This window comes from Streptomyces sp. NBC_01198, from assembly GCF_036010485.1.
In the GTDB taxonomy this organism is placed as follows: Bacteria; Actinomycetota; Actinomycetes; order Streptomycetales; family Streptomycetaceae; genus Actinacidiphila.
This window is the reverse complement of the sequence record NZ_CP108568.1, coordinates 5,538,753-5,550,550: the sequence shown is the minus strand read 5'-3', so window position 1 is coordinate 5,550,550 and position 11,798 is coordinate 5,538,753. Positions and strand designations below refer to the sequence as shown.

Sequence of the window (11,798 nt, the reverse complement as noted above, 5' to 3'; positions counted from 1 at the left end):
TCAGCCCCTGCCGCTGGTGGGCGATTCGGTGGGGTCGGCCGGGGGCAGCGCGCCGCCGGTCGGGGTGCTGCCGGGCGACGCCGGGGCCTTGGGCGAGGCGGGCGCCTTCTTCGGTTTGGGCTTGGGCGACGGGGTCGGCTTGGCGGGCAGCACGCTGTCCCGCGGGTCGGTGCGCGGGCCGACCACGACGACGCCGACGACGTCCAGCCGGGTGAAGCCGACGAAGGGCTGCACCAGGAGGGTCTTGGTCAGGTTGCCGCCCGACGGGTCCACCCCGACGATCGTGCCGACCGGCACGCCGGGTACGAACGGCTTGCCTGCCTCGGAGCCGAAGGTGACCAGCCGGTCGCCCTTGTGCACGGCGGCCTTGCCGTTGAGCAGCTGGACCCGCATCGGGCGGTCGCCCTGGCCGGTGGCGAAGCCCAGCTCCATGGAGCTCTCCAGCCGGGTGCCGACGGTGAAGTCCGGGTCGTTGGCGAGCAGTACGGTCGCCGTGGACGGGCCGACGGTGGTGACCCGGCCGACGAGGCCGTCGCCGTTTATCACCGTCATGTCGCGGGTGAGACCGTCGCGGCTGCCGGCGTCGATGGTGACCGTCCAGGAGAAGCCCTGGGCCGCTCCTATCGCGATGACCTGCGCGCCCTTGATGGCGTACTGCCCGGCGCCGGCGGTCTTCAGCAGCTTGTCCAGCTCCTGGGCCCGGTTGCGGGTGATGTCCTTGCTGCCGAGCTGCTGCTTGAGCGCGGCGTTCTCGCGTTGCAGCCGGCTGATGGTGCTGCTTCGGTCGCCCGAGTCGCGCACCGCGTCCACCGCGTTGCCCACCGGGTCGACGACACCGGACACGGCGTTCTCCACCGGCCCGAACGCGGATTGTGCGGCCTGCCGCGGCCGGTCGAGCGGTGAGTTCTCACCGCCTCTGATGTCCATGGTGATCAGCGCGAACGCGACCACCACCAGCAGCACCAGCAGCAGCCGGCTCTCCTTTGTGTCCCTCACGGGCGCCAGTCCGTGCCTTCCTCATCGGACCCGCCGCCAGTGGGGCCGCGGCCGGTCGGAGCTACTGTGCTGTGGTTCGCATGCCGCGGATGATCCGGCTCGCCGAGGTCGTCTGCGGGCCGCGCGTCATCTGCGGGGGGCGGCGTCGAGCACGCGCTGCAGTGCCTCGAACTCCTCGACGCACTTGCCGGCGCCGAGCGCCACGCAGTCCAGCGGGGTCTCGGCGATGTGGATGGGCATGCCCGTCTCGTGCCGCAGCCGCTCGTCCAGGCCGCGCAGCAGCGCGCCGCCGCCGGCCAGGACGATGCCGCGGTCCATGATGTCGCCCGACAGTTCGGGCGGGCACTTGTCCAGCGTGGTCTTCACCGCGTCCACGATCGCGTTGACGGGTTCCTCGATGGCCTTGCGCACCTCGGCGGCCGAGATGACCACCGTCTTGGGCAGCCCGCTGACCAGGTCGCGGCCGCGGATCTCGGTGTGCTCCTCGTCGTCCTTGGTCGCGAAGGCGGACCCGACGGTGAGCTTGATCTGCTCGGAGGTGCGCTCGCCGAGCAGCAGGCTGTACTCCTTCTTGATGTGCTGGATGATCGCGTTGTCCAGCTCGTCGCCCGCCACCCGGATGGACTGCGCGGTGACGATGCCGCCGAGGCTGATGACCGCGACCTCGGTGGTACCGCCGCCGATGTCCACCACCATGTTGCCGGTGGCCTCGTGCACGGGGAGCCCGGCGCCGATCGCGGCGGCCATCGGCTCCTCGATGATGTGCACGGTGCGCGCACCGGCCTGGTTGGCCGCGTCGATCACAGCACGGCGCTCGACGCCGGTGATGCCGGAGGGCACGCAGATGACCATGCGCGGGCGGGCCAGGTACCGGCGCTTGTGCACCTTGAGGATGAAGTACCGCAGCATGCGCTCGGTGATCTCGAAGTCGGCGATGACGCCGTCCTTGAGCGGCCGGACCGCGACGATGTTGCCCGGTGTGCGGCCGATCATCTTCTTGGCCTCTGCGCCGACCGCCAGGATGCCGCCGGTGTTGGTGTTCACGGCCACGACGGACGGCTCGTTCAGAACGATCCCGCGGCCCCTGACGTACACCAGCGTGTTGGCGGTCCCGAGGTCGACAGCCATGTCACGGCCGATGAACGACATGTTGTTCGCCATGAGGATACGTCTGGCCTTCCCGAGCTTGAGCGGAGATTCCATCGTAGTCGCGACCGGTACGGCGCGCGGGTCGGGGTTCCGACGTCATTGTCATCAGAACACACAGCTGACCTCTGTAATGGTGACGTCGTGTCGGGATGTTTGGTTCCCGATCGACCGCCACATATACCCTGATCGGCGGGGGTGTTAGGCCAGACCGGGGAAGAACAGCTTGATCTCGCGTTCCGCGGACTCCTCGGAGTCCGAGGCGTGCACCAGGTTCTCCCGGACGATACTGCCGAAGTCCCCCCGGATGGAGCCGGGCGCTGCTGCAATCGGGTCGGTCGGCCCGGCCAGCGCGCGCAGCCCTTCGACGACGCGCTCGCCCTCGACCACCAGTGCCACCGAGGGTCCTGACGCCATGAACTCCACCAGCGCCTCGTAGAACGGGCGTCCGACGTGCTCGGCGTAGTGCTGCTCCAGCGTGCCGCGGTCCAGGGTGCGCAGTTCCAGGGCGCCGATCGTCCAGCCCGCCTTGCGCTCGATCCGGCCGAGGATCTCGCCGACCAGGCCACGGCGTACGGCGTCGGGCTTGAGAAGGACGAGGGTGCGCTGTGACACGGGGCGGCTCCTGCTGAAAACGGGAAGACATGTGAAGGGTGGTACGACGAGCCTACAAGGCAGTCGTCAGGCCGCTTGCGCCGCGTTCCTCGCCTTGGCCTCGTCGACCTTGCGGCCGAAGTGGATCGACGCCCACCACAACCCGCCGAAGATCAGACCGAGGAAGAACATCGTACCGACCACCAGCCCGCTGACGAACAGCGCGATCTGCAGCGCCCAGCCGACGGCCAGCGCGCCACGCCGGCCGAGGAAGCCGCACAGCAGTACGCACAGCGCCATGGCGACCCCGGACACCGTCCACACGGTGGCCATGGACAGGTCGGGATTCTTCATCGCGACCAGCCCGGCGAAGCCGATGACGAAGAACTCGCCGATCAGCGTGCTCGAACAGAGCGTCCGCATGGACCCAGCCCCTCACTTACGGCCCAGCAGCAGCCGGGCCTCTCCCACGGTGATGACGGAACCGGTCACCAGCACACCGGCGCCGGAATACGCGCCCTCGTCCTCGGCCAGCGTGATCGCCGCCTCCAGCGCGTCGTCGAGCCGCGGCTCGACCTGCACGCGGTCCTCGCCGAAGACCTCCACGGCCAGCGCCGCCAGCGCGTCCACGTCCATCGCGCGAGAGGTGGAGTTGCGGGTCACCACGACCTCGGACAGCACCGGCTCGAAGGCTTCGAGCAGGCCGCGCACGTCCTTGTCCCCGCTCGGGCCGACCACGCCGACCAGATGGGTGAAGTCGAAGACCTCGCTGATCGCCGCAGCGGTGGCCAGCGCGCCCGCCGGGTTGTGCGCCGCGTCCAGCACCACGGTGGGGCTGCGGCGGACCACTTCGAGGCGGCCGGGCGAGGTGACCGCGGCGAAGGCGGTCCGCACGGTGTCCACGTCCAGGGTGCGCTGGTGCATCCGGCCGATGCCGAAGAAGGCCTCGACCGCCGCCAGCGCGACCGCGGCGTTCTGCGCCTGGTGCTCGCCGTGCAGCGGCAGGAAGATCTGGTCGTACTCGCCGCCGAGGCCGCGCAGCGTCAGCAGCTGGCCGCCGACCGCGACCTCGCGGCGGGCGACCCCGAACTCCATGCCCTCGCGGGCCACCGTGGCGTCCACCTCGACCGCCCGCTTGAGCAGCACCTGGGCGGCGTCCGCGGGCTGCCGGCCGAGGACCGCGGTGGCGTCCTTCTTGATCACGCCGGACTTCTCCACCGCGATCTCGCCGGGCGTACCGCCGAGCCTCTCGGTGTGGTCCAGCGCGATGGGGGTGACCACGGCGACCTGCCCGTCGAGCACGTTGGTCGCGTCCCAGCTGCCGCCCATGCCGACCTCGACCACGGCCACGTCGACGGGTGAGTCCGCGAAGGCCGCGTAGGCCATCGCGGTGAGCACCTCGAAGAACGACATGCGGTGCTGCTGGGCGGCGTCGACCATCTGGACGTACGGCTGCAGGTCGCGGTAGGTCTCGATGAAGCCCTCGGCGCTGATCGGGGCGCCGTCCAGGCTGATCCGCTCGGTCACGGACTGCACGTGGGGGCTGGTGTAGCGGCCGGTGCGCAGCTCGAAGGCGAGCAGCAGCCGCTCGATCATCCGGGCCGTGCTGGTCTTGCCGTTGGTGCCGGTGATGTGGATCGCCGGGTAGGCGCGCTGCGGATCGCCGAGGACGTCCATCATCGCGGCCATCCGGTCGAGCGACGGGTCCAGCTTCGTCTCAGGCCAGCGCCCCAGCAGCTCCTCCTCGACCTCCCGCAGCTCGCGGTCGACCGCCGGGTCGGCGGGACGCGAGGGCACGTCGTCGGCGACCGCGGGGCTGAGGCCGGACCGCAGCGTCCGGCTGCCGGCCTCGATGACGGCCATGTCCACCTCGCGCCGTCCCGCGTCGGCCGCGCGATCGTCGTCGCCGGCTTCGTAGGGATGCGGATCGTCCGCGGAGTCGCCGTTCGGGGGGAGGTCGGTCACGCGGTCCAGTCTACGGAAGGCGGCCCCGGCCTCACGGCCAGGGCCACCACGCTCATCTGTACGCCCGGTCAGCTGTCCGGCAGGGCGTCCAGCTGGGAGCCGATCCGCGCGATGTCCGCCTCGGCGGCCGCCAGGCGGGCCCTGATGCCGGCCACGACCTTCTCCGGCGCCTTCGCCAGGAAGGCGTCGTTGCCGAGCTTGCGGCCCGCGTCGGCCTTCTCCTTCTCGGCCAGGCCCAGGTCCTTGGTGAGCCGCCTGCGCTCGGCGGGCACGTCGATCGCGCCCGACAGGTCGAGTTCGACCGTGGCGCCGGCCACCGGCAGCGACGCGGTGGCGTGGAAGCCGTCACCGGCCGGCTGCAGCCGCAGCAGCTGCCGGATCGCGTCCTCGTGCGGCGCCAGCAGAGTGCCCTGCAGGCCGAGCCTGGCCGGGACCTTCTGGCCCGACTGCAGACCCTGGTCGTTGCGGAACCGGCGGACCTCGGTGACGACCCGCTGGACCAGCGCGATCTCCGCCTCCGCGGCGGGGTCGCGGAAGCCGCTGTCCTTCGGCCACTCGGCGATCACCAGCGACTCGCCGCCGGTCAGCGTGGTCCACAGCGTCTCGGTGACGAAAGGGACGACCGGGTGCAGCAGCCGCAGCAGCACGTCGAGGACCTCGCCGAGGACCCGGCCCGAGAGCCTGGCGCCCTCGCCGCCGGCGAAGAAGACGGTCTTGGACAGCTCGACGTACCAGTCGAAGACCTCGTCCCACGCGAAGTGGTACAGGCTGTCGGACAGCTTGGCGAACTGGTAGTCGTCGTAGAAGGCGTCGACCTCGGCGACGACGGTGCCCAGCCGCGAGAGGATCCAGCGGTCGACCGCGGACAGCTCCTCGGCCGGCGGCAGGTCGCCCTCGACGGTGGCGCCGTTCATCAGCGCGAAGCGGGTGGCGTTCCAGATCTTGTTGGCGAAGTTGCGCGACGCCTGGACCCAGTCCTCGCCGATCGGCACGTCGATGCCCGGGTTGGCGCCGCGCGCCAGGGTGAAGCGGACGGCGTCGGAGCCGTAGGTGTCCATCCAGTCCAGCGGGTTGACCGCGTTGCCGAAGGACTTGGACATCTTCTTTCCGAACTGGTCGCGGACCATGCCGTGCAGGGCGATGGTGTGGAACGGCGGGGTGCCGTCCATCGCGTACAGGCCGAACATCATCATCCGGGCGACCCAGAAGAAGAGGATGTCGTAGCCGGTGACCAGCACCGCGTTCGGGTAGAACTTCTCGAGTGCCGGGGTCTGTTCGGGCCAGCCCATGGTGGAGAAGGGCCACAGGCCGGAGGAGAACCAGGTGTCGAGGACGTCGGAGTCCTGCCGCCATCCCTCGCCGGGCGTCTCGTCGTCGGGTCCGACGCAGACCGTCTCGCCGTTCGGCCCGTACCAGACCGGGATGCGGTGGCCCCACCACAACTGCCGCGAGATGCACCAGTCGTGCAGGTTGTCGACCCAGTCGAAGTAGCGCTTCTCCATCTCCTGCGGGTGGATGGCGACCCGGCCGTCGCGGACCGCGTCGCCCGCGGCCCGGGCCAGCGGGCCGACCTTGACCCACCACTGCATCGACAGCCGCGGCTCGATGGTCGTCTTGCAGCGCGAGCAGTGGCCGACCGAGTGGCGGTACGGGCGCTTCTCGGCGACGATCCGGCCCTCGGCACGCAGCGCGGCGACGATCGCCGAGCGCGCCTCCAGCCGGTCCAGGCCCTGGAAGGGGCCGGGGACGGTGATGACCGCGTGCTCGTCCATGACGGTCAGGGCCGGCAGGTCGTGGCGGCGGCCGATCTCGAAGTCGTTCGGGTCGTGGGCGGGCGTCACCTTGACCGCGCCGGTGCCGAACTGCGGGTCGACATGGGCGTCGGCGACGATCGGGATCGAGCGGTCGGTCAGCGGCAGCTTGACCGTGCGGCCGATCAGGTGCGCGTAGCGCGGGTCGTCGGGGTGGACGGCGACCGCGGTGTCGCCGAGCATCGTCTCGGCGCGGGTGGTGGCGACCACGACGCTGTCCTCGCCGTCGCCGTATCGCAGCGAGACCAGCTCGCCGTCCTCCTCCTCGTACTCGACCTCGATGTCGGAGATCGCGGTGAGGCAGCGCGGGCACCAGTTGATGATCCGCTCGGCGCGGTAGATCAGCTCGTCGTCGTAGAGCCGCTTGAAGATGGTCTGGACGGCCTTCGAGAGGCCCTCGTCCATGGTGAAGCGCTCGCGGGACCAGTCGACGCCGTCGCCGAGGCGGCGCATCTGGCCGGAGATCTGGCCGCCGGACTCGGCCTTCCACTGCCAGACCCGCTCGACGAACGCCTCGCGGCCCAGGTCGTGCCGGGACTTGCCGACCTTGGCCAGCTCGCGCTCGACCACGTTCTGGGTGGCGATGCCGGCGTGGTCCATGCCGGGCTGCCACAGCGTCTCGTAGCCCTGCATGCGCTTGCGGCGGGTGAGGGCGTCGATCAGCGTGTGCTCGAAGGCGTGGCCCAGGTGCAGGCTGCCGGTGACGTTGGGCGGCGGGATGACGACGGCGAAGGGCGGCTTGTCGCTCGCCGGATCGGCCTCGAAGTAGCCGCGCTCCACCCAGCGCTCGTACAGCGGCCCCTCTACGTCGGCCGGCGCATAGGTCGTCGGCAGTTCGGGGGCGCTGGTCGGCCCGTCGTGCGGGCGCTGAGTGTTGTCGGTCACCGGACGATTCTACGGCGGCGCACCGGGCTGTTACGAATCAGTTGCTCCCCCGCGGTAAGCGCGGCATAAGGGATCGGCGAAGATGAGGGTGCACACCTATGGGAGGGGACCCGAAGCAATGAGCGACAACCAGCCGCCGCCGAATCCTTACGGCCAGCAGCCGTCCGACGCGCACGGACAGCAGCCGCAGCAGCCCGGCTACGGCCAGCCCCAGCCCGGGTTCGGCCCGCCGCAGCAGCCGCAGCCCGGTTACGGGTATCCGCAGCAGCCGCAGCCGCCGCAGCAGGGCTACGGCTACCCGCAGCAGCAGCAGGCGTACGGCCAGCAGCCCGGGTACGGCTACGGGCAGCCGCCGGCCGCGCCGCAGGGCGGCGGGAACGGCAAGCGCACCGGGATCATCATCGGCGCGGTCGTCGCGCTGGCCGCGATAGGCGCCGGCGTCTTCTTCGTCACCAAGGGCGACAGCGGCGGCGGTATCAAGAACGACGGCAAGAAGTACCGGCTGACCATGCCGAACGCGGTGGCGACGGACTACAAGAAGACCGACGCCGACGAGGACGGCGGCTTCGACGCCTCGGACCTGGCCACCCTGAAGTCCCTCGGCGTGAGCGACCCGAAGACGGCCCAGGCCGACTACGCCATCGGCGACGCGAACACCGGCAAGGTGCTGGAGGTCGCCGGCGTGTACGGCACCGTCAAGGACCCGCAGAAGGTCGTCGACGGGATGTTCGCGAAGATGAAGAAGGACGCCGCCAAGAAGGAGAGCGACGGCACCACGCACGAGTTGGTGGGTGAGCCGCAGAAGGTGCACCCGGCCGGGATGGACGACGCGGCGCTGGAGTGCCAGCAGGTCAAGTACACCATCCCTGCCCAGAAGCTCAGTTTCCCCACCACCATCTGCCTGTGGGCGGACTACAGCACCGTCGCGTACACGGTCACGCTCGACCTGGCCGAGGTGCAGGCCGGCAGTGCGACCGCGATGTCCTACGACGACGCCGGAGCGCTGGCGCAGCGGGTGCGCAAGGACGTGCGGGTGCCGGTCGCGGGCTGAACCGCCCTTTCCCGCGCGGCCGTCGCAGCTTCCCGGCCCCGGGTCAACAGCGCGTCCGCCGTCCGCCAGGATGGGCCGGACCATGCCAACGGAGGGGACCCGAGTTCCGATGAGCAACGACCAGCCGCCACCCAATCCGTACGGCGGCCAGCCGCCGCCCGGGCCCTACGGGCAACAGCCGCCCCAGCAGCCCGGCTACGGGCAGCCGGCGCCGCAACCGGGCTACGGCTACCCGCAGCAGGGCCCGCCCGCCCAGCCGCCGTACGGCCAGCCGCCCCAGCAACCGGGCTACGGCCAGCCGCAGCCCGGGTACGGCTACCCGCAGCAGGGCCAGCACGGTTACGGCCAGGTGCCGCCGCAGCAGCCCGGGTACGGCTACCCGCAGCAGGGCCAGCCCGGTTACGGCTACGGGCAGCCGCCCGGGCCCCCGCAGGGCGGCGGCAGCGGCAAGCGCACCGGGATCATCATCGGCACGGTCGTGGCGCTGGTCGCGGTCGGCGTCGGCGTCTTCTTCGTCACCAGGAGCGACAGCGGCGGCGGCCCGAAGGACGACGGCAAGAAGTACCAGCTGACGACCCCCGCCACGGTCGCCACGGACTACCAGAAGTCCAGCAACGCGGACATCACCGACATGGGTCTGGACGACGACGACGTGGCGACGCTCAAGACACTCGGCATGACGGACCCGAAGCGGGTCTCGGCGGCCTACGTCAAGGGCTCGGAGGCCAGCGGCACCCTGCTGTCCTTCAGCGGCGCCTACGGCACCGTCAAGGACCCCAAGAAGGTCGCCGACGGCATGATGGCCACCCTGCGCAAGGGTGCGACCGAGGACAGCGGCAGCGACGACGACACCACGACCGAACTGGTCGGCGGCACGCAGACGGTGCACCCCTCGGGCGCCGACGACGCGGTCGTGGAGTGCCAGACCGCGAAGATCACCAACAAGCAGGACACCAGCAAGGCCGTCAGCGTGACCATCTGCCTGTGGGCGGACTACAGCACGGTGGGCACGGTGACGCCGCTGGACGTGGCCTCCCTCGCCGACGGCAGCGGCAGCAGCCTGTCGCCCGGCGACACCGCGGACCTGCTCTCGAAGGTCCGCAAGGACGTCCGGGTGCCGCTCGGCTAGCCGCCCGTCCAACGTGAGAGGGGCGCCCGGTCCTGGACCGGGCGCCCCTCTCACGTTGGACGTCAGCGCCGTGTTGCGGTGCGGCTAGGCGCTCTTCTGCTCGCCCTTGCCCACGATGCGCGGCTCGCGCGGCACCAGGGTCGGGTTGACGTTGGAGTGGACGACCTCGGCGCTGATCACCACGCGGGCCACGTCCTTGCGGGACGGCACCTCGTACATCACCGACATCAGCACCTCCTCCATGATCGCCCGCAGACCGCGTGCGCCGGTCTGCCGCAGGATCGCTTGGTCGGCGATGGCCTCCAGCGCACCCCGCTCGAACTCCAGCTCCACGCCGTCGAGTTCGAACAGTTTTTGATACTGCTTCACCAGCGCGTTACGCGGCTCGACCAGGATCTGCAGCAGCGCCTCGCGGTCGAGGTTGTGCACGCTGGTGATGACCGGGAGGCGGCCGATGAACTCCGGGATCATGCCGAACTTGACCAGGTCCTCGGGCATGATCTCCTGGAACTGGTCGCTGGCCTGGATCTCCCGCTTGGAGCGGATGGTCGCGCCGAAGCCGATGCCCTTGGCGCCGGCCCGCGACTCGATGATCTTCTCCAGGCCCGCGAACGCGCCGCCCACGATGAACAGCACGTTGGTGGTGTCGATCTGGATGAACTCCTGGTGCGGGTGCTTGCGGCCGCCCTGCGGCGGCACGCTCGCGGTTGTGCCCTCAAGGATCTTCAGCAGCGCCTGCTGCACGCCCTCGCCCGAGACGTCCCGGGTGATCGACGGATTCTCGCTCTTGCGGGCCACCTTGTCGATCTCGTCGATGTAGATGATCCCCGTCTCGGCCTTCTTGACGTCGTAGTCCGCCGCCTGGATCAGCTTCAGCAGGATGTTCTCGACGTCCTCGCCGACGTAGCCGGCCTCGGTGAGCGCGGTGGCGTCGGCGATGGCGAACGGCACGTTCAGCATCCGGGCCAGCGTCTGGGCCAGCAGCGTCTTGCCGGAGCCGGTCGGGCCGAGCAGCAGGATGTTGGACTTCGCCAGCTCGATCGCGTCGTCGTGGCCCGGGCGGCCGTTCTCACCGGCCTGCACGCGCTTGTAGTGGTTGTACACCGCCACCGACAGCGCCTTCTTGGCGGGCGTCTGCCCGACGACGTAGCCCTCCAGGAACTCGTAGATCTCCCGGGGCTTGGGCAGATCCTCCCAGCGGACCTCGGAGGACTCGGCGAGCTCCTCCTCGATGATCTCGTTGCAGAGGTCGATGCACTCGTCGCAGATGTACACACCAGGGCCTGCGATGAGCTTCTTCACCTGCTTCTGGCTCTTTCCGCAGAACGAGCACTTCAGCAGGTCTCCGCCGTCACCGATGCGTGCCACGAGGTCTTTCCCCTTCGCCTGGGTTCCGCCGGCCTTCAACGGAGCCTGGTGCTTCTCTCATCGACGGTACCTTGCCGCGCCCCCCGAGTGGGTCCCCCTTGGACGTACTCGCTCATCCGGGTCCGGGGGGACCGCACGCGACCGGCACCGCCTGCCGGGTGGTTCAGACGTTCACAGAGGTCTTGCGGGTGGAGACGATCTGGTCGACAAGACCATAGGCCAGAGACTCCTCGGCCGTCAGGATCTTGTCCCGCTCGATGTCCTCCCTGATCTGCTCGATCGGGGTGGTGGAGTGCTTGGCCAGCATCTCCTCCAGCTGCTGCCGCATCCTGATGATCTCGTTGGCCGCGATCTCCAGGTCGGAGACCTGCCCGCGGCCGGTCTCGCTGTACGGCTGGTGGATCAGCACCCGGGCGTTCGGCAGCGCCATCCGCTTGCCGGGGCTGCCGGCGGCCAGCAGCACGGCCGCGGCGGAGGCCGCCTGGCCCATGCAGACCGTCTGGATGTCCGGCTTCACGAACTGCATCGTGTCGTAGATCGCGGTGAGCGCGGTGAACGAGCCGCCGGGGCTGTTGATGTAGACCGAGATGTCCCGGTCGGGGTCCATCGACTCCAGGCACAGCAGTTGCGCCATGACGTCGTTGGCGGAGGCGTCGTCGATCTGGACGCCGAGGAAGATCACCCGCTCCTCGAACAGCTTCGCGTACGGGTCGTACTCGCGCACGCCCTGCGAGGTGCGCTCCACGAAGCGCGGGATGACATAGCGGGCTTCGGCGCCGAACACGCCGGGCCGCTCGGCCTCGGTGCGCTCGTACAGGCCGCTGCCGGGGAAGTTCATGGAATTCACGTCCAC

Annotated in this window: 10 protein-coding genes; 2 read left to right on the top strand and 8 right to left on the bottom strand. The window is 70.0% G+C overall.

Annotated elements, in window-relative coordinates; translation table 11 throughout:
• The 6 genes from mreC to OG702_RS24675 form a co-directional block, all read right to left on the bottom strand.
• On the bottom strand, positions 1 to 996 hold the full coding sequence (gene mreC / locus OG702_RS24700) for a rod shape-determining protein MreC (RefSeq protein WP_327291119.1): 996 nt from the start codon (positions 994 to 996) through the stop codon (positions 1 to 3).
• A gap of 126 nt (positions 997 to 1,122) precedes the next feature.
• Positions 1,123 to 2,145: a rod shape-determining protein gene (locus tag OG702_RS24695; protein ID WP_327293356.1), complete on the bottom strand. Its 1,023-nt coding sequence runs from the start codon at positions 2,143 to 2,145 to the stop codon at positions 1,123 to 1,125.
• A 198-nt stretch (positions 2,146 to 2,343) separates the two neighbouring features.
• On the bottom strand, positions 2,344 to 2,757 hold the full coding sequence (ndk, locus tag OG702_RS24690) for a nucleoside-diphosphate kinase (protein ID WP_327291118.1): 414 nt from the start codon (positions 2,755 to 2,757) through the stop codon (positions 2,344 to 2,346).
• Between the two features lie 66 nt (positions 2,758 to 2,823).
• The gene (locus OG702_RS24685; RefSeq protein WP_327291117.1) at positions 2,824 to 3,159 is read right to left on the bottom strand and encodes a DUF4233 domain-containing protein; all 336 of its coding nucleotides are present in this window, start codon (positions 3,157 to 3,159) and stop codon (positions 2,824 to 2,826) included.
• Positions 3,160 to 3,171: 12 nt separating this feature from the next.
• Positions 3,172 to 4,701 (bottom strand): bifunctional tetrahydrofolate synthase/dihydrofolate synthase, encoded by a 1,530-nt coding sequence (gene folC, locus OG702_RS24680; RefSeq protein WP_327291116.1) that lies wholly within the window; start codon positions 4,699 to 4,701, stop codon positions 3,172 to 3,174.
• Between the two features lie 68 nt (positions 4,702 to 4,769).
• On the bottom strand, positions 4,770 to 7,397 hold the full coding sequence (locus OG702_RS24675) for a valine--tRNA ligase (RefSeq protein WP_327291115.1): 2,628 nt from the start codon (positions 7,395 to 7,397) through the stop codon (positions 4,770 to 4,772).
• 118 nt (positions 7,398 to 7,515) lie between these two features.
• Here OG702_RS24675 and OG702_RS24670 point away from each other — a divergent pair, with 118 nt between their 5' ends.
• Positions 7,516 to 8,448 (top strand): hypothetical protein, encoded by a 933-nt coding sequence (locus OG702_RS24670; protein WP_327291114.1) that lies wholly within the window; start codon positions 7,516 to 7,518, stop codon positions 8,446 to 8,448.
• A gap of 109 nt (positions 8,449 to 8,557) precedes the next feature.
• A complete protein-coding gene (locus tag OG702_RS24665; RefSeq protein WP_327291113.1) occupies positions 8,558 to 9,577 on the top strand; it encodes a hypothetical protein in 1,020 nt (339 codons plus the stop codon).
• A gap of 84 nt (positions 9,578 to 9,661) precedes the next feature.
• Here the strand turns inward: OG702_RS24665 and clpX are convergent, their stop codons facing one another.
• Both clpX and OG702_RS24655 read right to left on the bottom strand, forming a co-directional pair.
• Positions 9,662 to 10,945 (bottom strand): ATP-dependent Clp protease ATP-binding subunit ClpX, encoded by a 1,284-nt coding sequence (gene clpX / locus OG702_RS24660; protein WP_327291112.1) that lies wholly within the window; start codon positions 10,943 to 10,945, stop codon positions 9,662 to 9,664.
• Positions 10,946 to 11,108: 163 nt separating this feature from the next.
• Positions 11,109 to 11,783: an ATP-dependent Clp protease proteolytic subunit gene (locus OG702_RS24655; protein WP_251489060.1), complete on the bottom strand. Its 675-nt coding sequence runs from the start codon at positions 11,781 to 11,783 to the stop codon at positions 11,109 to 11,111.
• Positions 11,784 to 11,798: the final 15 nt, after the last annotated feature.

What these genes read in the sequence shown, in the direction of transcription:
- OG702_RS24655 (WP_251489060.1), bottom strand. Translation starts at nt 11,783, where the DNA reads ATGAACTTCCCCGGCAGCGGCCTGTACGAGCGCACCGAGGCCGAGCGG.
- OG702_RS24665 (WP_327291113.1), top strand. Translation starts at nt 8,558, where the DNA reads ATGAGCAACGACCAGCCGCCACCCAATCCGTACGGCGGCCAGCCGCCG.
- OG702_RS24685 (WP_327291117.1), bottom strand. Translation starts at nt 3,159, where the DNA reads ATGCGGACGCTCTGTTCGAGCACGCTGATCGGCGAGTTCTTCGTCATC.
- OG702_RS24695 (WP_327293356.1), bottom strand. Translation starts at nt 2,145, where the DNA reads ATGTCGTTCATCGGCCGTGACATGGCTGTCGACCTCGGGACCGCCAAC.
- OG702_RS24670 (WP_327291114.1), top strand. Translation starts at nt 7,516, where the DNA reads ATGAGCGACAACCAGCCGCCGCCGAATCCTTACGGCCAGCAGCCGTCC.